The sequence below is a fragment of the Microcystis wesenbergii FACHB-1317 genome, assembly GCF_014696875.1.
Lineage (GTDB): Bacteria > Cyanobacteriota > Cyanobacteriia > Cyanobacteriales > Microcystaceae > Microcystis > Microcystis wesenbergii_A.
Map to the genome: position 1 here is coordinate 1 of NZ_JACJQV010000048.1, position 22,283 is coordinate 22,283.

Annotated in this window: 22 protein-coding genes and 2 pseudogenes; 10 read left to right on the plus strand and 14 right to left on the minus strand. The window is 42.1% G+C overall.

Going from position 1 to position 22,283, the window contains the following annotated elements:
* Positions 1-302 precede the first annotated feature (302 nt).
* The 8 genes and pseudogenes from H6F92_RS01310 to H6F92_RS01345 form a co-directional block, all read right to left on the minus strand.
* Positions 303-1,085: a hypothetical protein gene (locus H6F92_RS01310; RefSeq protein WP_045360252.1), complete on the minus strand. Its 783-nt coding sequence runs from the start codon at positions 1,083-1,085 to the stop codon at positions 303-305.
* Positions 1,082-2,302, minus strand: coding sequence for a hypothetical protein (locus tag H6F92_RS01315; protein ID WP_045360251.1), 1,221 nt, complete (start codon positions 2,300-2,302; stop codon positions 1,082-1,084). Before H6F92_RS01315 ends, H6F92_RS01310 begins: the two co-directional genes overlap by 4 nt.
* A 5-nt stretch (positions 2,303-2,307) precedes the next feature.
* Positions 2,308-2,700 (minus strand): heavy metal-responsive transcriptional regulator, encoded by a 393-nt coding sequence (locus H6F92_RS01320; protein ID WP_045360250.1) that lies wholly within the window; start codon positions 2,698-2,700, stop codon positions 2,308-2,310.
* 86 nt (positions 2,701-2,786) lie between these two features.
* Positions 2,787-3,341, minus strand: coding sequence for a phycobiliprotein lyase (locus H6F92_RS01325; RefSeq protein WP_190356516.1), 555 nt, complete (start codon positions 3,339-3,341; stop codon positions 2,787-2,789).
* A 27-nt stretch (positions 3,342-3,368) separates the two neighbouring features.
* Positions 3,369-4,352, minus strand: a pseudogene (locus H6F92_RS01330) (glycosyltransferase family 2 protein).
* Between the two features lie 30 nt (positions 4,353-4,382).
* A complete protein-coding gene (locus H6F92_RS01335; RefSeq protein ID WP_190356517.1) occupies positions 4,383-5,600 on the minus strand; it encodes a glycosyltransferase family 4 protein in 1,218 nt (405 codons plus the stop codon).
* A 2-nt stretch (positions 5,601-5,602) separates the two neighbouring features.
* A complete protein-coding gene (locus H6F92_RS01340) occupies positions 5,603-6,562 on the minus strand; it encodes a GDP-mannose 4,6-dehydratase (protein ID WP_190356518.1) in 960 nt (319 codons plus the stop codon).
* Positions 6,563-6,576: 14 nt separating this feature from the next.
* Positions 6,577-7,497, minus strand: coding sequence for a glycosyltransferase family 2 protein (locus tag H6F92_RS01345; protein ID WP_190356519.1), 921 nt, complete (start codon positions 7,495-7,497; stop codon positions 6,577-6,579).
* A gap of 332 nt (positions 7,498-7,829) precedes the next feature.
* Here H6F92_RS01345 and H6F92_RS01350 point away from each other — a divergent pair, with 332 nt between their 5' ends.
* Positions 7,830-8,813: a glycosyltransferase family 2 protein gene (locus H6F92_RS01350; RefSeq protein WP_190356520.1), complete on the plus strand. Its 984-nt coding sequence runs from the start codon at positions 7,830-7,832 to the stop codon at positions 8,811-8,813.
* Positions 8,814-8,945: 132 nt separating this feature from the next.
* Positions 8,946-9,302, plus strand: a complete 357-nt coding sequence (gene folB, locus H6F92_RS01355; RefSeq protein ID WP_190356521.1) for a dihydroneopterin aldolase — start codon at positions 8,946-8,948, stop codon at positions 9,300-9,302.
* Here folB and H6F92_RS01360 read toward each other — a convergent pair.
* Positions 9,289-9,831: an NADPH-dependent FMN reductase gene (locus H6F92_RS01360; protein ID WP_190356522.1), complete on the minus strand. Its 543-nt coding sequence runs from the start codon at positions 9,829-9,831 to the stop codon at positions 9,289-9,291. The genes folB and H6F92_RS01360 overlap by 14 nt on opposite strands.
* A 162-nt stretch (positions 9,832-9,993) precedes the next feature.
* Here H6F92_RS01360 and H6F92_RS01365 point away from each other — a divergent pair, with 162 nt between their 5' ends.
* Positions 9,994-10,320, plus strand: coding sequence for a hypothetical protein (locus H6F92_RS01365; protein WP_002735315.1), 327 nt, complete (start codon positions 9,994-9,996; stop codon positions 10,318-10,320).
* Here the strand turns inward: H6F92_RS01365 and H6F92_RS01370 are convergent.
* The 3 genes from H6F92_RS01370 to rseP form a co-directional block, all read right to left on the minus strand.
* A complete protein-coding gene (locus tag H6F92_RS01370; RefSeq protein WP_104396021.1) occupies positions 10,317-10,925 on the minus strand; it encodes a rhomboid family intramembrane serine protease in 609 nt (202 codons plus the stop codon). The genes H6F92_RS01365 and H6F92_RS01370 overlap by 4 nt on opposite strands.
* Positions 10,926-11,158: 233 nt before the next feature.
* Complete coding sequence (nth, locus tag H6F92_RS01375) at positions 11,159-11,815, minus strand: endonuclease III (protein ID WP_104396023.1); 657 nt, start codon at positions 11,813-11,815, stop codon at positions 11,159-11,161.
* Entirely contained in the window at positions 11,815-12,906 is a 1,092-nt protein-coding gene (rseP, locus tag H6F92_RS01380; RefSeq protein WP_190356523.1) for an RIP metalloprotease RseP, read from the minus strand. Before rseP ends, nth begins: the two co-directional genes overlap by 1 nt.
* A 149-nt stretch (positions 12,907-13,055) precedes the next feature.
* On the opposite strand from rseP, the gene H6F92_RS01385 reads away from it, so the two are divergent.
* The 3 genes from H6F92_RS01385 to H6F92_RS01390 all read left to right on the plus strand — a co-directional run bounded on the left by H6F92_RS01385 (position 13,056) and on the right by H6F92_RS01390 (position 14,288).
* Positions 13,056-13,271 (plus strand): hypothetical protein, encoded by a 216-nt coding sequence (locus tag H6F92_RS01385; RefSeq protein WP_242029960.1) that lies wholly within the window; start codon positions 13,056-13,058, stop codon positions 13,269-13,271.
* Positions 13,222-13,353: a globin family protein gene (locus H6F92_RS26930; protein ID WP_242029961.1), complete on the plus strand. Its 132-nt coding sequence runs from the start codon at positions 13,222-13,224 to the stop codon at positions 13,351-13,353. The genes H6F92_RS01385 and H6F92_RS26930 overlap by 50 nt, the downstream gene beginning before the upstream one ends.
* 344 nt (positions 13,354-13,697) lie before the next feature.
* Complete coding sequence (locus H6F92_RS01390; RefSeq protein ID WP_190356524.1) at positions 13,698-14,288, plus strand: PAP/fibrillin family protein; 591 nt, start codon at positions 13,698-13,700, stop codon at positions 14,286-14,288.
* A gap of 54 nt (positions 14,289-14,342) precedes the next feature.
* On the opposite strand, the gene H6F92_RS01395 is transcribed toward H6F92_RS01390, so the two are convergent.
* Entirely contained in the window at positions 14,343-15,293 is a 951-nt protein-coding gene (locus H6F92_RS01395) for a hypothetical protein (RefSeq protein ID WP_190356525.1), read from the minus strand.
* A 122-nt stretch (positions 15,294-15,415) separates the two neighbouring features.
* Complete coding sequence (locus H6F92_RS01400; RefSeq protein ID WP_190356526.1) at positions 15,416-16,786, minus strand: UDP-N-acetylmuramoyl-tripeptide--D-alanyl-D-alanine ligase; 1,371 nt, start codon at positions 16,784-16,786, stop codon at positions 15,416-15,418.
* A 576-nt stretch (positions 16,787-17,362) separates the two neighbouring features.
* Between H6F92_RS01400 and H6F92_RS01405 the strand changes: the two genes are divergently transcribed.
* From H6F92_RS01405 to H6F92_RS01420, 4 genes and pseudogenes are all read left to right on the plus strand, one after another.
* Positions 17,363-18,631, plus strand: a complete 1,269-nt coding sequence (locus H6F92_RS01405; protein WP_190356527.1) for a hypothetical protein — start codon at positions 17,363-17,365, stop codon at positions 18,629-18,631.
* A 411-nt stretch (positions 18,632-19,042) separates the two neighbouring features.
* Positions 19,043-20,308: a phosphoribosylamine--glycine ligase gene (gene purD, locus H6F92_RS01410; protein WP_190356528.1), complete on the plus strand. Its 1,266-nt coding sequence runs from the start codon at positions 19,043-19,045 to the stop codon at positions 20,306-20,308.
* 208 nt (positions 20,309-20,516) lie between these two features.
* On the plus strand, positions 20,517-21,743 hold the full coding sequence (locus tag H6F92_RS01415; protein WP_190356529.1) for a glycosyltransferase family 4 protein: 1,227 nt from the start codon (positions 20,517-20,519) through the stop codon (positions 21,741-21,743).
* A gap of 220 nt (positions 21,744-21,963) precedes the next feature.
* Positions 21,964-22,176, plus strand: a pseudogene (locus H6F92_RS01420) (helix-turn-helix domain-containing protein); the annotation flags it as partial.
* Between the last annotated feature and the right edge of the window lie 107 nt (positions 22,177-22,283).

Consider the following 22,283-nt stretch of genomic DNA (forward strand, 5'->3'; position numbering starts at 1 on the left):
AAACTAATAAAACGGAGAGCCTATGGCTTGAGAAACTTTCGGAATTTTTGGGTTAGAAGTATGTTGTCTTGGCATCTTGTCTGTTGATTTAGCATAAAGAGTAACGAAGAGCCTATAACACATTATCTTTTTTATAGACAAAACCTTTGAAAGCCTTGCACGGTAACACTTGAGGGACATAATCCCGGAAGTTTCTCTAGATAAGACTTTGAGCCATTTTTGCCAGAGAAAAAAGTGTATTTTTCCATACTATTATCATCATGGCATCCTATGACCTGAAGATTAATCGTTAGTATGCTACGCTAAAATCCGAAAGAATAACCGATTTTTAACTTTAATTGACTTTGATCATTGCTATTAGTAGAAATATCTCCCTCAATACCGAAATCGATCACACCTTGACGATTAATTTGCTGACGAATTCCCATTCCAGTGCGAATCAACGCCCCACCATTACTATTATCGCTGGTAATTACGCCCAATTCTGCCAAAAAACTGCGATCAAAACGTTTTGGATAACCAATCGGTCGCGAATAACCGAGAATTGCAGCGGGTAAAAAAGATCGATCGCCGTTATCGGGGTCAGTTTTTATGTTTAAATCGAGATTAAGATGCAAGCGATCGAATTGACCAACAGTTTTACTGGCAATTCCCCGCAGACGAAAATCTAATCCCCCGGCATTATTTCCCGTCGGTAATCCTAAATCGGTACGAATAGCAAAAGCGGGAACATTATCGTATTCACGATTGAAATTATAGAAAAAACCTACAGATAAATTTCCCACATCAAAACTTGTATCATCACTATTAACTCGTCCTCCCACTTGCGGATCGATGCCGATAAGAATATGACCATTGCGAATAATACCGTTGAGGTATTCAATATCAAATTCACCACCGAGATTACTGTTTTCAGGAAAAACTAGACTTCCTCCAAATTCTATCGATTGTTCTCCAAAACCGAGACTTTCAGCATCATCAAAAGAAAGGGGACGACCAGAATCAAGATTGTTATGATCGTTGGCAAAAACTGGATTAGTAAAACTGGCAACTAAACCCACAGCAATTAATAAAAATCTTCTCATTTTTTCAGTTCCTCTTGATCATTGCTGTGGTCAGGTTTTTTCTCCGTATTAGCAGGGGTTTCTGGGGAGTGATTTTCGTGGTTATGGTGTTGGTGATCTTCTTCCTCATGTCCCTGAGAATTATCTGGTTTTTTCTCAGAATTATCAGGATTTTCGTGATTATGACCCTCATGAGAAATATCTGCTGGCATTAATCCCATCCCCGGAATTCCTGACTGAAAACGATGATCATGTAGTCCTTGACCACCATAATTTTTTCCTGCTTCCATTTCCCGATGATTAGCAGCCATTACTAACCAAATAGCGCGGGTAATTTGTTCGTCTTTTTGTTGGGGAGTTAGCCAATCTGATGCCAGAATATCATTAACCATATCGTGCAACATATGCAGGTTATCAAAGGTGTTAGATATTTCGGGAAAACGTCGGGCAAACTTGGGACTAAGTCCGGCAAACATCGGCATAAAAGCTCGATCAGTGCGATATAATTCCTTAGTATGGTATTGTTTACCCACCTGTTTATAAGCCTGTTTTTGTTCCTCTAAAGTTTTCTCATAAAGCAAGTCATACATGGTTCCTTGTAGCCAATGGTAGCCCCAAAATAAGCCATTTACTTTCGGATATTTCTGCCGAAAAGCTTTAGAATAGGGCTGGGAATCCAGATAACCCATATTCATCGGTAATCCCGTAATCGCATAGGGAACTTTTGTCAAGTAAAATTGATATAATTTTTCAATTTCTGCTTCTTTTTCCTCGTTGGTTAATTTGCTGCTGGCTAAAACATCAACGGTTTGAGCATGGAAAATATGCGCCCACTCGAAAACCTGTTCTAAAACACCGTATTTTCTGCCAAAAGTTGGAGAAATATTCCCCTCGTCGGGCATAAATTTAGGCGGATTTTTTAAAACCCAATTAATTTTTTGGTATGTCTTAGTTTCTAAATCTTTCGCTTTTCCCGTTACGATATCTTCGTAGGCAAAGGCATGACCAACAGCGATCGCATTCAAGTCTAAAGCTAAATCTCTGACATTATAAATTGCATTGTTATAAACCCCTCTTTGGGGATAAATATGATTACGTTGCTTGTTATACATCCAAGCTGGTATATTGTCAGGAATTGCTTGTAAAGTCTGAGTTTGAGGTGACTGAGGATGTAGATGTTGAGCAATGACAGGAGTAGAAATCATTGCTAAAGTTGCCAATAAAATTAACTTTTTCATGATAGTTAAACCTTGAGATTAGGGCAAATAAATTGATCGTCTTTTACAGGTGTATCCGTCCATCCTTGCAGGGTTTCGGTTAATTGTTGACGCAATAAAAGCAATTGTTCCACTTGTCGATCGATCTCAGCAATATGTTTAATTAATTTTTCCTGAATATCTCCACAGGGTAACTCACCATGGTCATGAATTACTAAACATTCGCGGATCTCTTGCAGACTTAAACCCAAAGATTGCAATCTCTTGACAAATAGCAAGCGATGGACAGTATCGGGAGTAAATAGGCGAAATTGTCCCTCTGTCCTCTCAGGGGACTGAATTAGTCCTAATTCCTCATAATAACGGATTGTTTTAATTGAAACACCACTTTCTAGGGAAAGTTGACCGATTTTGAGCATTATTTTTGCTCCTTAATCATATCGTTTCTCCATGATAAAATCTCCCCTTGACTGGAGAATCAAGGGGGGAGAAGAAATATTTTTTTTTAACTGACTTTACACTCAACCCCAAAACCCACCAAGAGAACTTTTTCTAAGGGTTCCCCCTGCTGGGGACGTTGATAGTTAATAATTTTGCGAATTCGCAGGTCTGGATTGATTAAAGTAATTGAATCCACGGAAACACTGCGAGTGTAATTGGTGGTCATTAATAACTCTCTGGTGGTGGAATCAAAGCGAAAAGCGGAGATAATTGGTCTTGCTTCTTCGTAGGCGCGATCACGAAGATAATCCCCTTCTAAATAACCGTTATTTTCTGCTTTAACCACAAATAAAAGATTAAGATTCTGTCGCACTTCTTCCCCTTTTTCCGAGATGGTATAGAAACCTAAATTAAACCCGGGGATACTTTCTAAATCCGCAATATCAGGATAGTTATTATCTGTCAGAACTTTCTGTTTAATCTCCCTAGTCAGGGGTTGAATGAGGAATTCAGTACGGGAACGTTCCACTTCTTGATCGGCTAGATAATGATAGGTTCTTTCCGTTTGCCAACTACCGACACAATAGGCAAAAAATTGCTGAAAAACTTCGGTATTCATAGACTTCATTCTCCTCTTGTCAGTATTTTAATTTTGAGTTATTTTATCAGTAACTTGTTCCCGATTTTCAAAACCATAACAATCTCGAACCAGATAAAGTGGTCGGCCCTTTACTTCCTCATAAACCCTGCCAATATATTCGCCAATAATACCAAGAGTCAGTAATTGAATTCCTCCTAAAAATAAGATAGCAACCATCAGAGAAGCGTACCCGGGTACATCGATTCCTAAAATGATAGTCCTAAGCATTAAAAAACTAGCATAAACAAGACTAATAAGTGCAATGATAAATCCTACATAGGTCCAGACTTTCAGAGGTAAAAAACTAAAAGAGGTAATACCATCGATGGCAAAATTCCATAATTTCCAGTAATTCCATTTAGTTTGTCCTTAATATCGCGGTTCTCGATCGAATAAAATTGATGTCTGTTTATATCCCACCCAAGCAAATATTCCTTTCATAAATCTTTGACGTTCGGGCATCTTTTTAATTGATTCTACCACTCGGCGATCAATCAAGCGAAAATCTCCCGTATTAGGGGGAATAGGAACCCGACTTAATTTATTAATGACTTGATAGAAACCTTCTGCGGTGAAACGTTTCAACCAACTTTCGCCAATTCTAACCCGACGGGACGCATAAACCACATCATAACCCTGCTGCCATTTTTCGATCATTTCGGCAATTAATTCGGGGGGATCTTGTAAATCAGCATCAATAGGAATGACTGCCATTCCTTGACTGTAATCAATTCCTGCTGATATGGCAATATCTTTACCAAAATTCCGGGATAAATTAACCACTTTAATTTGTGGGTAACGTTGATGATATTCCAGGAGATTTTTGAGAGTATTGTCACGACTACCATCATTGACGCAAACGATCTCATAACTGGTATTTAGTGCCTCTAAAACCGCTAAAAGTCGCCTAAAGAGAGCATCGATGTTTTCTTCTTCGTTATAAAGAGGAACAACAACAGATATTTTCACGGGTATTTGATTTGATAGCATATTAATTTACAAAAAAATTAGAGAAATTTTCTAACAAATGTCAGCAATCAAAACTTGTTCGTACTTAGCTGCCGCTTGCTGCCAAGTATAATTATCTTCAATTAACCTGCGAGCATTTCTAGATAATTTTTCTCGCAACTCTGCCGATTCAAAAAGACTACTAACCGCCGTACAATATTCCTCAATACTATTAGCCCTTAAGGCTGCTAAAGGAACATTATTTCCTTCAACTGTTAATCCTTCTAAACCTCGATCGCTGGCTACCACTGGCACCCCCGCAGCCATAGATTCTAGGGTTTTAAACTTCATTCCAAAACCGGTTCTTAGGGGAATAACTGCCACACTTGCCTGATGAAGATAGGTGGTCATTGATGGTACTCGTCCCGTCACAATCACTCCTTTTAACTTAGTTAATTCTTGCACTTCTAGGGATGGATTAGCACCGACTAGAGTTAAAGTAGTATCGGGGTAAGTAATTTGAAGACGAGGTAAAATTTCCCTAGCTAAAAAACAGGCCGCATCGATATTAACCCAATAATCTAACCCACCGATAAATACTAAATTATGTCCAGAAGGATCCTCAGTACGATAGGGAAACAAATCCAAATCTACTGCATTAGGAATTAAATAAATCTCTCGATTGGGGGCAAATTCTTCCATTTGTTTTTGATCATCATCGGTGGTGACGACAATTTTTGAGAATTTCTGCACAGTTTTTTGTTCGTATCGACGCATGAGAGGAAGGTAGAGACGATCCCGTAATTCTTGACTAGAAACCCCAATTTCTAATTGACTTTTGCAGGTTTGATAGAGGGAACTATGCACATCAATTACTGTCCTAATTTGCTGTTGCCATTGGGGACGAATATAAATTTCATTAACGCTATGTTCACTGGTAATTACGGAGAATTTTTGACTCTTAACTGCCCTATCTATCCAGTTCTGCATCTCTTGAGAATAGCCAAAAAGTACATTGGGAGGGGTTCCCGTTTGCAGGAATTGAGCTAATCTTTGCAGTTTAGCAATTATTCCAGTTTTGGCATCTCGAGGACGGGGAAAAACTACCAATTCACTAACAAAGTTACCTAACTTTTCTACCTCCTCATCGCTGACATCAGCAGTACGCTGAACGATGAGAGTAATATCATGATTTTTGCTGAGATACTTGAGTAAATTAAAAGTTCTGCCCTGAGTTCCTCCTCTGGTTGGTGGATAGGGAAAGGCGGAACTAATCATTATGATATTCATAGCTATTTCTCTAAACGATTTTCTACCATCATGCGGACAATATCGGTCATTTTGTATTGTGCTTGCCAACCTAATTTTTCCTTAGCTTTGTTGGGATTGCCGCGACTAATGGCTAAATCTGTTGGTCTTAATAAACTTCGATCGGAAATTACATGATCTTGCCAATTTAAGCCCACAGTAGCAAAAGCTGTGGCGACAAAATCCTCCAGTTTTGAACTTTCTCCCGTGGCAATGACGTAATCATCGGGTTGCTCCTGTTGCAGCATTAAATACATCGCTTCAACGTACTCCGGCGCCCAACCCCAATCCCTTTGAATATCCATATTTCCTAGGTGCAAAGTTTCAGGACTTCCCTGGGTAATTCTAGCCACGGCAGCGATAATTTTTTGGGTAACAAAGCGATCGGGACGCAGGGGAGATTCATGATTGAAAAGTATGCCTGAACAGGCAAAAATTCCGTAGGCTTCTCGATAATTAGCCACTTCCCAAAAAGCCGCCGATTTGGCGACAGCGTAGGGACTGCGAGGACGAAAAGGGGTATTTTCATCGGCAGAATTATCGCCGATATCCCCGAAACATTCACTCGATCCGGCATTATATAATTTAATTTTTGCTCCAGTAAATCGAATTGCTTCTAAGAGATTTAAGGTTCCCGTGGCAATACTTTCTAAGGTTTCCACTGGCTGCTCGAAGGATAAACCCACAGAACTTTGTCCAGCCAAATTATAGACCTCATCGGGCTGAATTTTAATTAAGACCTGTAGGACACTGCGAAAGTCATTTAGTGCCATTGATTCTAGTTTTACCTGTTCCTTGATTCCCAAACGTTTCAGGTTGCTAAAAGAGGACATTTGGGCATCCCGGGAGGTGCCACAAACTGTATAGCCTGCTTTTAACAGTAATTGGGCTAGGTAGGCTCCATCCTGCCCCGATATGCCACAAATTAACGCTTTTTTACCCATTTATTTACAATAATTTACTTTTGAGGGTTTAACATCGCCTTGGCGGCTTCGCTTAAATAACCGATTTGTCCATAGGCATAGAGAAGATTCTCAAAGCTTTTAGCGGGATCATTGATAAATTTGACAGATTTAACCAATCCTCTCGCCAAGCGCTCACCTCCTCGCCTAAATTGAGCCAATCCCGTCCTTCCTGCCACTTCTTCCCGGTAGTGTTCGCTGATGCCTTGCCACCAACTACGACGCATAAACCATTGACGATTGATTCTTTCCGGGGCAACATTGTGTTCCACCAGTGCTGCGGGAAAATAGCCTACTTGCCATCCCTGGGCGAGTGCTAGTTCTGTAGTGTATAATTCCTCGTTAGAGAGAAGTTTTTTACCAATTCTTCCCAAATTAGGGTCAAAACCGCCAATCTTCTCCCAGAAATCCCGCCGAATTGAGTAATTAACCCCTCGCGGAGTTAAATCCGCTTGGCTGATATGTACCACATTGTCGCCCAAATCGAAAGCCCCTAAACCCGCTGCTAACTGATCGGATAACCAATTGGGTTGACTGTAGCCTTGCGGCCAAATTAAGGTGACTTTTCCCCCAGCTACTGCCAGTTTGTCGTTATTTTCGTAGGCATTTAACAGAATTTGCAACCATTGAGGACTAGCGATCGCATCGTCATCCAAATAGGCTAAAATCGGCGCTCTAGTTTCCTTCGCCCCGCGATTTCTGGCGGTAGATAGCCCTAAAATAGGTTCGTAAACGTATTTTAGCCGCCCATCTCCCAGACGCGACTGGGCCACTTGACGGGTTTTATCGGTAGATGCGTTATCAACCACTAAAATCTCACAATCTGGGCAGGTTTGCCCTAAAAGACTATCGATCGCTCCTTCTAGGTAGTGATCGCGGTTGTGGGTACAGATAATCCCTGCTATTTTAGGAGCCATGGCTATCAAGGTTACTCATTCAATACCCTAAAACTTAACATTCCTTTGGAAAAATGTAAAAATACTTGAGGAGACTCCGAGACTCCGAGACTCCGAGACTCCGAGACTCCGAGATTGCTTTTTACTTATAGAGTTTCTCGTAAAGATGAAGTATAACCTAATTTGGTATTGACGACAGACTCCCCAAAAGGAAAACTTCCTATCTCACCATGAAGCTAACTGCTATAACACTCTCCACTGATAACTGATAACTCTCCACTGATAACTCTCCACTGATAACTGATAACTGATAACTGATAACTGATAACTGATTACTGATTACTGAAAATATTATGCCGAAAGTAACTGTTTGTATTCCCACCTATAACCGCGCCGATTATCTCAGCTATTCGATTAATAGTGTCTTGCGGCAGACTTATGAAGATTTTGAGTTAATTGTTTGTGATGATGGTTCTTCCGATCATACCCCAGAAGTGGTGGCAGCATTTCAGGATTCGAGAATAATTTATCTGCGTCATCCCCAAAATCTTGGTAGAAGTTTAAATATGCGATCGGGTTTTACGGCTGCTCGGGGAGAATATTTTATTAAATTCGATGATGACGATGGACTAACTCCTGAATTTTTAGCGAAAACTGTCCCTATTTTAGATCAAGAAAAAAAGGTTGATTTTGTCTGTACCGATCACTGGATTATTGATAAATTTGGACAAAAAGTTGCCTCAGCAACCCAGGAAAATTCAGCAAAATGGGGCAAAGATAGATTACAACAAGGGATTATTCCAGATTTAGAAAGACAAACTTTTTCCTATCAAAGTTTACAGGTGGGTTCGACTCTTTTTCGTTATCAATCTTTAGTCGATGTGGATTATATGCGTCCTCAAGCGGATGGTTGTGAAGATTTTGATTTATTAGTGCGTTTAGCTTTAGCGGGAAAACAAGCTTATTTTCTGCCAGAATTATTAATGGAATATCGTTTCCATGGGGGTCAAACTAGCTTAAAACAAGCGGTTCACTTTTTGCAAGCAAAACTGTTTTGTACAGAAAGTTATCACTTTAATGATCTAAAATTAGAAGAAGAAAGAGTTAAAAAAACGGCTTTTTTACAGGAATCTTTGGGAATAAAATTAATTGAAAAGGGAGAAACCGAAGCTGGGCGAGTTTTAATAGAAAAAGCCTCGCAATTGTTAGGAAAATCCCGACGAGCTAGACTGGGTTTACTGCTTTCCTATTTACCTCTAAACTTGAGACAACTGGCTTTTCAAGGTTTCCGTCAACTACGCTCCAAAGATTACGCCGAACAGGTAAGAGCCGTCTAAACTATAATTTATAGCAGTTATCTTATCTGGTCAGTTAGGAAGTTTTCGTTTTGGTGAGTCAGTCGTCGATACCAAATTAGGTTACACTTCATCTTTGTGACCAACGCTACCAGTTTTTTAATTTAACTATCTATGGATACTATTCACGTTACAGGAATTCGTGCCTACGGTTACACAGGATATCTGGCCGAAGAACAGGTTTTAGGTCAATGGTTTGAGGTGAATTTATCCCTCGAAGTTGATATCAACATTGCTGGCAAAAGTGACGCAATTGAAGATACTCTAGATTATCGACAGGCGATCGAAATTGTCAAACACCAGATTGAAACCAGCAAATTTGCCCTAGTGGAAAAATTGGCCACAGTCATCGCTGAGGATATCCTACAACTCGATCGAGTGCGACAGGTAAGAGTACAATTATCGAAACCCGCCGCCCCAATTCCCCATTTCACCGGTAAAATCACCATCGATATTACTAGATCCCGTTGAGTTTACGGGTATTATCGACTAAACTTGCAGCAAAAGCGTCAAAACGTTGGCAAAGCTTCTCGTCAAGGATTTTTCCTTCTTCGTTGAAGACTTTCCACGCTTGTCCTAAGCTAATTTGTTCCGGAATTACCCAAGCGTGAACCCAACGGAGAATAATTCTTAAATCATTGAGGGCGTTACTATTGGATTGTCCGCCTAAAACACTGATTAATCCGGCAACCTTTCCCGATAACTCCTCAAAACTCATTAAATCTAGGGCATTCTTCATCACACCACTGACACTGCCATGATACTCTGGTGTCGCCAAAATTAATCCCGCTGCCGATTTAACCGTTTGCTGCATTTTGGCCACATCGGGATAGTCAGAATAGTCATCTCCCCCGTTACAGAAGGGTAAAGAGAGTTTTCTCAGGTCAATTATCTCCGTTTCTACTCCTAACGCCCCTACTCGACTGATAGCAACTTCTAACGCCATCGCACTATAGGATCCTGGGCGTAAACTGCCATTAATACCAACAATTTTGATCATAGAATTTATACGAACTCATAACGACTACATATAAGCTAACAAAAAAAAGAGACAATTGGGGCAAGCTTAGTTAAAAAAATATGTCGATGGGGCGGGGGGAGCGATCGATCTAAGTTTTAATAGGAGTAGAAAGAAAGATTTATTCCATTTCCCCTGATTGCCATGCCAGAATTTCTCGATTTTCTCAAACATAAATATGCCTATGTGGCTATTGGTGAATTTAAACCGGGGTGTTTTTCCGAGGCCCAAAAACTCTACGAAAAGGCCGTTTCCACCTATTCTACGGGATTCCAGGGGGCTTTTCTGTTGCAAAAACCCGGAACCGATGAAGGAATTGCCGTAATTATCTGGGATAAAATCGATGATATGGAGGCAAATAAAAGCGAAGACCACGAATTATTGCTGAAATCCATGGCTCCTCTGTTTGCAAAACCGCCTGTCACCGATTTTTACGAAGTATGTAGCGAGATAGAAGGTTCCCCCATTTAAGAATAATGTTTCTTTTCGGTGGCGATTAATTTGGCGGCTAAAACCCCGCCTAGAAAGCCAAATAAATGTCCTTGCCAAGAAATCCCCGGACGGGAAGGCAAAACGCCCCAAATTGTGCCACCGTAGAGTAAAAAAACTAGAATTGACAAGAGTATAGAAGGAATATTTCTCTGGAAATAGCCCCGCAGTAATAAAAAACCTAAATAGCCAAAAATCAAGATACTTGCTCCGATATGGATGGATCCGGGAGCAGCAAATAACCAGACTCCTAACCCCCCCACCAGCATAGTTAACCCAGTCACAATAAAAAAGTCACTGGTTTCCTGTAACATCACCAACCAACCGAGAATCAGGAAAGGAACCGTATTAGCAATAAGATGGGGAAAGTCCCCGTGTAGGAAAGGTGCGAACAGAATACCCCGCAATCCGATGACTTGATGGGGAATAATCCCGAAATAGTCTAAACTGCCCCGAAAAACAAATTGATCTAAAATCTCTAACAGCCAAAAAATCGCCACAAAGGTAGCGAGGATTATTGCTTGGGTTTTTATTTCTTGCCGTGATCCTTGACTCATAAGATTGATGGATGAGTTATTTTTTCCCATTATAGCCCCCCACATCAGTTATCAGTTATCAGTTATCAGTTATCAGTGATTCAGTTACCAGTGATTCAGTTACCAGTGATTCAGTTACCAGTTAAGTAGGTGCGTGGAATTAAATATAAGATGAACGTAGGTTGGGTTGAAGCATGAAACCCAACGCCCGATTATGTTACGCTACCGCTAACCCATCCTACAAATAATTGTGCCTCCCTAGTTATCAGGTGTGAGTTATCAGTTTACTGTTTACTGTTTGCTGCGGGACAAAGAGGGGCTAATTGACAGGAAAAACAAGCGGGATTTCTTGCTTTACAAACCGCCCGGCCGTGGTAAATAATACTAATAGAAAAAGTTTCCCAATCTGGTTGAGGTAGTAAAGCCATTAAATCCCGTTCAATTTTCACCGGATCGTTATTAGTAGTTAAACCCAAACGATTACTTAAGCGCTTAACGTGGGTATCTACTGTCACCCCTTCAATAATCCCGTAAGCGTGAGCGAGTACCACATTAGCCGTTTTTCTAGCTACCCCGGGTAAAGTTAATAATTCCGCCATTGTCTTGGGTACTTCTCCCTGAAAATCCTTGAGGATTTTTTGACAAGCACCCTGAATATTTTTAGCTTTATTACGATAGAATCCCGTGGAACGAATCAGGGTTTCTAACTCCTCTCGCTCGGCAAAAGCTAAGGATTTAGCATCGGGAAAACGAGCAAATAAAGCAGGAGTCACCTTATTTACCCGCTCATCAGTGCATTGTGCCGAGAGAATCACTGCCACCAATAACTGCACGGGAGTTTGATAATTTAAGCTACAGGTTGCCTCTGGATATAATCGCTTTAAGTTGCTTAAAATCTCTAGGGCGCGCAGTTGAAGCTTAGTTTTTTTTCGCGGGGCCATCACTGGAATAAATCCTGAAAAACTGCTAGGTTGGCCGTGTCGCGCACGATTAAGAAAACTCCTAATCCTAAGAGTAAAACTAGACCTGTTTGCATGATGTTATCTTGCAGTTTAGTCGGGAGAGGTTTACCTACCAAAGCCTCGATTAATAAAAATACCAACTGACCACCATCAAGAGCAGGTAAAGGCAGAATATTAATCACCGCTAAGTTAATACTTATTAGGGCGGCAAATTGAAAAAGATTACCCGCATCATTACGAGCGATTGCTGCTCCATATTCGACAATTTTAACCGGTCCTGCTACCTGTTGAACACTGTCTTTGAAGTTACTAACTAACTGCCCAAAACCTTGGACGGTTAATAGGGTTAATCGTTGAAATTCACCCGCACCTAAGCTAAAAGCTTGCCCAAAATTATCGGCCTTTAGGCGAGTTTCTTCACCGTTAGGAGCCAATCTAACTCCAATTTTACCCTGACCATCACTTCCCAATTCAGGAGTAACAATTAAATCGAGAGTTTCTGTGGGGCGTTTGATGGTTAATTTTAGGGGTTGATCGGGGGAAGATTGAATAATGTCACGGAAGTCAATAATGGCATTTTGAGAAGCACCAAGGGGCTGATCATTGATAGCGAGAACGATATCCCCCGCTTCCATTCCCGCTTGTTTAGCGACGGAATTTTCAGCCGTAAAAACCTCTGGAATCATCACCCCTTCTTGATAGTTAATTTGGGGAAAACCCACGGTAGCCACTTGGGTAACAAGCAAAAAATAGGCAAAAATTAAATTAGCAATTACTCCCGCACTAATGACGATAGCTCGATCGAAAACAGGACGATTGCGTAATAAATCAGGATCGTTATTGGGAATTTGACTATCGGGATCGTCATCAGGAAAACCAACGTAACCCCCTAAAGGAATGGCCCGGAGGGCGTATTCTGTTTCTTTACCTTGATATTTAGCTAAAGCTGGACCAAAACCGATGGAAAAGCGATTAACATGGATAGATTGCCAACGAGCAGCGGCAAAATGACCTAATTCGTGAACGACAATTAATAGGGCAAGTACACCGATCGCTATTAAAACTGACATGATGATCAAAATATAATGATTTAGCTTTTGTTTATTGTAAGCGATCCTCCCAAGCAGATTGCCAAAAATCTTTAGTTATCGCTAATTTTTCGATCATTTATGCTAAAAGTGATCTTAACTGCCTAATCTGACCCAACGGAGAGCGATCGATGCCTTTGAGTGAGCGCGCCCAGCAATTAATCCCAAAAGCGAGAATCATCAGTTTCGCTGATTGGCCCTATCAGCAAGCAGCGATCGCTATTTGGCAACAAGCGGATGATCAAACTCGCTATCTCAGTGATAGGGATTTAGATACTATCAGTACCATTAGGGGCAATGATTTCGGGTTTAGAAGCCTTAAAAAAATACAGTTTAGAGTATTTTAGCGACTCAGAAAAAACCGCAATTGCTCCCTATTTCGATCACTTAATTATGGTTATGAAAAAGTTTTCAAACTGCGGCATTTAATCCGTGTTAAAATAGTGAGGCCAACAGTTGAAAATGCCACTCACCGAGGTTAAAACCCCGTTGAAACTCTCAAATCATCGGCGCAAGTAAACCTCTTGGGACCACCAAAAACCTCGAGCGACTAGGGGGTCGAGGCAGTTTATAAAAGTAAGGGAGATTCAACCTCTTGCATAATTGATTTTTGAGGGTTCAAAAACGGCACAAATAAGGATTAAATTGCCTAAAATCTGTAAATAGACCATTTAATTGATTATTATTCATTCTTAATTCTCCTGGCTACTGACTACTGGCTACTGACTCCTAACCCTAACAACAATTTTTGATTTTGACAAGAGGTCTATTCTATGGATGCCAAAGCGAAATTACTGGAATTGATCGCAGGTAGAAATCGCGGACTCCTGGCCACGGAAAGCGACCGCGTGCGGATTTTAGCGGCGATCGAACAATTGGAGGATCACAATCCCCATCCTCATCCCCTCGAAGTTAAACAACTATTAGGGGGCAATTGGCGTTTACTATTCACCAGCAGCCGCGGCATTCTGGGACTAGATCGCCTACCCTTTTTTCAATTAGGGCAAATTTATCAATATCTCGACCTGAACAAGGCCAAACTCTATAATATCGCTGAAATTATCGGCGTACCTTGGCTAGAAGGGGCAGTAATCGTCTCCGCTACCTTTGAACCCACATCCGAGCGTCGGGTAATGGTTAAATTTGAGCGATCGATCCTCGGTCTGCAACGTTTTCTCAATTATCATTCTCCCCAAGAATTTATTGAAGCGATCGAAAGTGGCCAAAAATTTCCTCCCCTCGATTTTTCTTTCAATAATCGGGAACAAAAAGGTTGGCTCGATATCACCTATCTCGATGAAGATCTCCGCATCGGCCGCGGCAGCGAAGGCAGCGTCTTTATTCTCGCTAAGGAAAAAACCTAACTTAACAGTTATCCCCCAAGCCCTGGCGATCCCTTCTCCCCTGACGACTGATAGCTAATTATCTAACAGCAAAGGTCGCAGAAAACCGCCATAATTCTCGTCATCTGTACCGATAAAGACTTCTACTTCACCTCTAGGAGATTCTCTGGTGGTCACCGCTTCTACTTTGGCGGCGTCGATTTCTGCAATTTTTTGGGGATTAGGGGCAAGAATTAGGCTATTATCGTCTTTAACTTGACCAATACGGTAAACAGCACTTCTAAACACTCCCGCATTATCTGGATCGTAGGTGGAAGCTATGTAGATATTACCTTGCTTATCTACGGCTAAATCGGAGATGGGGCGAATATTTTTACCACTACCAAAAGGACTCCGAAAAGTTACCGACTGAAATTCCCCGAATTTTAAGGGATTGAACGAGATATCCGTCCAGCGAATTTTGGTACTCTCTTGACTATCGGCCCGTTCTGCGTAGATAAATAGATAACCATCGCCTTGCCGACTAACAGCGATCGCCTCTACATTTTCGACTGCGATCGGCCAATTTATTTGCTCAACTATCTTGACTTTTTGCTGGTTATATGCTAGTAAAAATAGTCTTTGAAAAGGTTTTTTGTCGCCACTTTCAGCCAACAAAAATAAGTTAGTTTCAGGGATATGAGTAATACTTTCGAGATCGTTACTCAATCCCTCTGGATTTGGCCAATCTACCCTTAAAACCTGCCATAATAGCGGTTTTTCCTGCGTAGGCAGCCGTAAAAGACTCAGCCTTGGTTGAGATGGATCACTATTTTTGCCCTTATTTTTGGCATCGTGAACCCCTAGAAAAATATCTGCTTCTACCCAAGCTAAACCACTGAGATCCGGAAGATAAGTCTCCAGTTGTCTCGATTGTTGAGCAAAAGAGACTTGCACGACCGAAAAAAAGAAAACTAGCCCTAAAATCCCTGAAAAAACAGTTTTCAATCGGCTATTCTTGCTAAAAAATGCTCTCTTCTCTAACATCTATTCCCTAACTCCTAATCAGCTAAGACGTATTTAAACCGCTTATTCTTAGATTAGCCCACCCCCCCGACGTCGGGGGGGCAAGGGGGGGTGTTGCCCCTTGCCTCGTCTCAACAAGCAATTTAAATTACGAACAGCTTATCACTGATTAACTCCTCCACCACGCGATTTAAACCGACGGAATGGGAAGCCTTGCATAAAATGCGATCGCCTGAATCGATCACTTCCTTTAAACGATTAATTAAATCTGCGTGAGTTTGAAAACATTCGCAATTGACTCCAGTAGCGGCCTCAGCAATAAACTTAGCTTCCGGGTCATCTACCAAGACAAACAAGCGATCTATGCCTAGTTTTTGCACCCTCTCACCCACTTGGCGATGTAATTGCTCCGAAAAAGACCCTAACTCCTTCATCGTGCCTAAAACAGCAATATGACGCTGACCGGGGGTAGCTTTCAGTAAATCCAAGGCCGCTAACATTGATTCTAGACCGGCGTTATAGGTTTCATCGAGGAGTAGGATATCTGGCTCTAATTGGTAACGTTTGGCCCGACCACTGGGTAAATTAACCTTAATTCCCTGTTGCAAAGAAGTCCAATCGATGCCTAAAATTTTCGCTACAGCCAAGGCCGCCATGAAATTTAAAGCGTGATGACGACCGGATAAAGGTAAGTTAAAATCTAGTCCATTGACTCGTAAAGTAGTTAAATCGAGTAATTCCCCGACTATATCGCCGCCAGAGAAGCCATAGGTAATTGTTTCCCCCTGCCATACCCGTTTAGCTGTTTCCGTAAGTAAAGGGTGATCGTGGTTAAGAACCGCTATACTACTAGAAGGAGACTCGGCCAATAACTCGCATTTGGCCTCTGCGATCGCCAACTCCGATCCTAAACGACCGATGTGAGCGGTTCCCACATTAGTAATCACTGCGATCATCGGTTGGGCGATTTGAGCGAGCAGAGCAATTTCTCCCCGTCCCCGCATTCCCATCTCGATTACAGCACTATCGTGGGTTTCATCCAGTTCGAGGAGAGTTTTCGGCACTCCGATCTCATTGTTATAATTAGCCAAGGTTTTATGTACCTTTCCCTGGGTGGCTAGTACGGAGGCGATTAATTCTTTAGTGGTGGTTTTCCCCACCGATCCCGTGATAGCAATCACGGGTATAGTAAATTGATTCCGCCACCAATGGGCTAATTGCTGATAGGTTTCTAGGGTATTCTGGACTAGAAATACAGGAATATTACTAGAGTAATTTACCGAAACTGGCTGCTCGACAATCAATGCCGCCGCTCCTTTTTCGATAGCCATACCAATAAAATCATGACCATTAAAATTATCACCTTTTAAGGCCAAAAATGCTTGTCCTGACTCAATACTACGGCTATCAGTATTAATGCCAGATACTAAACTATCATGGCTCAAACTTATGTCACCCTTATCTTGTAAGGACAATAATTGAGCTAGTTGATTGAGGGATAAATGACAGGGCATAGACAATAAAAATACTTAGGAGTAAATTCCGAATCATCTAGAAGATAGATGTGAACTACTCTCAAGGTCGTTGAGAGCTTCCTACTTCCTGGGGATTGCCTCAAGACAGACTTACGCCCAGCTTTTGGTCTTACATCCCCTCTATAGGCAGTATCGCCGCTCTTCTGGTTTTTGTGTGGAAGGAAGAAGAATAGGGATAATTTTCGGGAAATATAGTCTTTAAAGCCTTGCCTAGCAAGACTTCTACGAATGAACGGCACTCTTGACCACACAAATTCCCGACAACTTGTGACTTAGATCACATACAAGCGGTGTTTTTTTCGCTAACCTAATTATCAGGGGAAGCTGCCTAAATTTTTAGTAATCTGGGCATGGTCGGCAAGCTTGGCTGGGCAAGCCAACAGGAATTTTCCCAAACTGGCAAGGCTAAAATGGCTCAACTCGATAAGTGGAATGACCCAAAATAGGGGCATCCTAAGAAGCGAGCATCTACTATCTAATCACAATTAAACCCTTTATGGTGATGGACCGAAAATCCATCCGCTTACTGATTGAGGAGGGCTGATTCAAATAACAATGGCTAGTCTAAACGATCGACAAATAGAAACAAAAGATGAAGAACAGGTACTGTACGATTATTGGCTCGACCGCGTACGGACCGATTCCCCTGAGGAGTTAATCGAGGATTTTCGTCGTCTGTTTATCGAAGGTCGGGGCTATCAAGAAGCTCCTATTTATTTAGCCCTAGAGCGTCTTGTCAAGGCTAAAGATGCCGAAATTCGTTTTTATCATTTCTTTAACCGCTGCTGTCACATTTTAATTAACCGATGGCAAATGCAGCCGACTTGTCAGCTGGCAATTCCTGAATTGGTATCGCTGCTGGAAAATCTGCCCCCCGCGCGTCAGGGATATCACAGCACCTCCAATACTTTGCGCCATCTGCTCAAAAATTTTACCCTCTCGGATGACTACGTTAAGCTGCAGCGTCTGGCGCGAATTATTAGCAGCAAATACAGCGAAGAAACCGCCACTCGCGTGGGAACCCTGATTAATCGTTATCCCTATCTCTATGATCACTGTTTACTCAGTGATGAAAGTCCCCGAGAACAGCGACGAACCGTTAGACGTATTAAAGTGAAAACCGAGCGCTGTTTCGAGGTAAATCTCTCTCATTATGTTACCTATCAGGTACGTTTGAGACAGGTTGCTCATGCCCCAAAAACCAGCGAAGAAGCGGGGAGAATCATTCAACCAGTGAAAAATCCCACCCTGCTCAATGATAAGGAACTAAATCGCGCCCTCAAGTATTATGTGAGTCCAGTAGAAGGAAATTATACTTATAAAGCTCTCTCGCAAAATTTTCTGGCGAATACAGTTTATAGCTCTACCTATAAAGATTTTAAAAATGATCTCTACGATTATCTGATTACCTCCGTAGACTACGGCAAGGGGCAATTTAACAAAAAACTCTACGATGTCCTGCAAAATACCCTACCCCAGTGGGATCAACAAAAACCGAGTGAATTTCTCATCCTGCGTACTTCTAGTCAATTGTTCAATTATCTGGTGGTGGAAAGCGGCCAAAAACCCGATCATTACATTTTTATCGATATGATCACCAATATGGGGGTAACTCGGACTGTGGGGTTATTGCTCAAGTTGGTTTTGGTCTGTCGCAAGGTAAAACCCCACTTAGATAAACGTTTTTCGATTCTGTTTAACCATTACGAGGGTTTTTCTCGCGATCAGGTGCCTTGGTTGGTTAAATCCCTAGAAAGTCTGCAAGTAGCTTTTAGTATTCATTTCGGTAAAGCTGATTTGTCCTGTCTCCGTCAAATCCAGTGATCAGATGTTCGCTATCTAAATTACTTGTTAAAACTGTCTATGAGAGCGGAAGTGGGGAGGTGGGGAATTGGGAAATGGGGAGATGGGGTGTGGGGTGTGGGGTGTGGGGTGTGACCCCCCCAACCCCCCCGACATCGGGGGGGCAGGGGGGTGTGGGGTGTGGGGAGAATAAATAAAATAATCTCCTATCTCCTGACTCCTATCTCCTGACTCCTATCTCCTATCTCCTATCTCCTATCTCCTATCTCCTGACTCCTGACTCCTGACTCCTGACTCCTGAATCCTGAATCCTGACTCCTGAATCCTGAATCCGTCAAATCGATTAAAAAGTTAAGTAATCTCAACTTCTAGCCAATGCTGACCCGGAGCTAGGGGATAATTAAACCATCGTCATTTAGGCTGCGTTTATCCGTGAAAATTATCGTTATCGGCAGTGGTGGTCGAGAACACGCTCTAGCTTGGAAACTCCTACAATCGCCTCAAGTAGAACAAGTGTTCTGTATTCCAGGTAATGGGGGAACGGCAATTTTACCTCAATGTGAAAATATCCCCCTAGCAATGGAGGATTTTGCTGAAATTAGCCGTTTTGCCCGGGAAAATAGCGTCGATCTGGTGGTTGTCGGGCCAGAATATCCCCTCTCCCTCGGCATTACCGATCATCTTCTCGCCCAAGAAATTGCCGTTTTTGGCCCCACACAAACCGGGGCCTTAATTGAATCGAGCAAATCCTGGGCCAAAGAATTAATGAACGAAGCCGGAGTTATCACCGCCACTTCCGAAACCTTTACCGATGCAGAATTAGCAAAAACTTATATCCGAGAGCAAGGAGCGCCAATTGTGGTGAAAGCCGACGGATTAGCCGCAGGAAAAGGGGTAATTGTCGCCGAAACCGTAGATACGGCCCTAGAAGCGATCGATGATCTTTTTACCAGTGGCTTTACTAAAGTCGTGGTGGAAGAATTCCTAGAGGGAGAAGAAGTGTCTATCCTCACCCTCACCGATGGGATCAGCTTTCGTTCCCTGCTACCCGCCCAAGATCACAAGCGGATCGGTGAAGGCGATACCGGCAAAAATACCGGCGGTATGGGAGTTTATGCCCCCGCACCCATAGCCACCGCCGCCATTATCGAAGCGGTGGACCGAGACATCCTTGCCCCCATCGTCGCCACCCTACAAAAACGCGGCATTGACTATCGAGGAGTCCTCTACGCGGGTTTAATGATTTCCCCCGCCGGAGAGCCAAAAGTTCTTGAATTTAACTGTCGTTTTGGCGATCCCGAAACCCAAGCGGTTTTACCCCTACTGGAAACTCCCCTGGCACCGCTGCTGCTGGCTTGCGCTCAACAAAAATTAACTGATTTCCCCTCTTTACAATGGCGCTCCGGTAGTGCCGTTTGTGTGGTGGCTGCGTCTGCCGGTTATCCTGACCACTACGAAAAAGGCCAGTTAATCACGGGAATTAAGGCCGCTGAAACTGCAGGGGCGATCGTTTTCCACGCCGGCACGGTTTTAAAACACGGCGATATTTTCACCGATGGCGGCCGGGTTTTGGGTGTCACGGCGATGGGAGCCAATTTTAATCAGGCGATCGAACTTGCCTATCAATCGGTGAACAGGATACACTTTCAGGGCATCTATTATCGTCGTGATATCGGCCACCGGGTACGGGAAAAATAAGGGTCAGTATTGAGGCTGGGGTAAGGGGGAATAGTTAGGGATTTTGAGCATTAATTTATCAGCTAATTTCCCTTTTTTCCCGCATCTCTGACCGAATGCTCACCTCTTTCTAGGGTAATCCCTGACAAAGGCGAATCTGATTTGTCAAAAAACCAGTAACTATTGATAAAATCATGAAACTGAATCGCCCAACCAAATTGCCATCCCTATGCGAATTTTGCTCTATTCTTATAACTATTATCCCGAACCGATCGGCATTGCTCCCCTAATGACAGAATTGGCGGAGGGATTGGTTAAAAGAGGTCATCAAGTCAGGGTTTTGACGGCTTTTCCTTGGTATCCTAATAGTGAAATCGATCCCGAATACCGAGGAAAAATCTATCTGGAAGAAGAACGAAATGGTGTTAAAATTCAACGTTCCTACGTTTGGGCCCGCCCCCAAAGAAGTCTGAAAAATCGAATTTTCTTTGAATTGAGCTTTGTTTTTTTGAGCTTCTTTCAGGCTCTCAAAGGAGAAAAACCTGATCTAATTTTCTTAACTGTCCCCGGATTACCCGTTTGCGTTCCCGCCGCTTTATTGAGTAAATTATACGGGGTGCCGATCATTCTAAATTTGCAGGATATTCTGCCCGATGCGGCAGTTCATGTGGGATTATTAACTAATCAGAAAATGATTAAGGTTTTTAGTAGTCTCGAAAAATTTGCCTACAAAACTGCCAGTAAAATCTCAGTTATTGCCGATGGTTTTACCAAAAATCTCCTCACTAAAAATGTGCCGAGTCAGAAAATTATTGAAATTCCTAATTGGGTGGATGTGAGCTTTATTAAACCTCTGCCGAAAAACAATAATTATTTCCGCCAAGAAAATCATCTTGAGGGCAAGTTTATTGTTTTATATTCTGGGAATATTGCCCTAACTCAACCCTTGGAAACTTTAATCGATGCCGCAGTTCACTTAGTTAATATTCCTGAGATTCAAGTGGTAATTGTTGGTAAAAAAGAGGCACTTGATCGCCTAGAAAAGTATCGCCAACAACAGGGGGCCAGTAATGTGCTTTTATTACCCTTTCAACCCCGGGAAAAATTACCAGAAATGTTAGCCGCCGCCGATGTGGGTATGGTGATGCAAAAACATAACGTTATTTCCTTTAATATGCCGTCCAAAATTCAGGTATTATTAGCTAGTGGTCGTGCTATTATTGCTTCTGTTCCCTCCGATGGAACCGCTGCTAGGGCGATCGAGCGTAGTGGTGGTGGTTTGGTGGTTAATCCCGAAGATCCAGAGGCATTAGCTACAGCCATTTTAAAACTATACAAAAACCCAGATTTAGCAACTATACTAGGAGAAAAAGGACGACAATACGCAGAAGAAAATTATGCCTTTGAAAAGACTTTGGATCAATACGAAAAGCTTTTTTCTCAAGTAGTTAGTTAATAATTAGGGTAAGTAGTTATAATTAAATTGAAGATAGTTCCCCCCTTGATCCCCCCTTGATAAGGGGGGGATATGACAAGTTTTAACACCTACCTACTTATAGGGATTAGGGAATAGGGAAATTCAACTAAAACCCGAAAACCCGAAAACCCGAAAACCTAAGCTAAAACGCACTTAAACCACCTAAAATAGAAATAGTAACTTGAGAAAAATCCTACTTATGCCAGCCAAAGATTTCCTAGACTTAGAAGAAAAGAAAAACTTACAAAAAGCTCTTAAAGAAGAAGAAAGAGCAGAGGTTAGGGAAAGAATTTTAATGTTTCTCTTGCTAAACGACGGAAAAACTCAACGAGAAATAGCTGAGTTTATTGGCTGTTCACTCAAAACGGTCGCCCCTTGGTGTGTTCACGGCGATCCTAACAATTTAGGCTCTTCGGGAATTGTTATGCAAATAATTAACTTAAAATAAAATTCGATGAGAGCACCTACGCTCAAAAGTAGCTGAAATCCATACAGGGAAGGACTTAAGGCACAAACAGG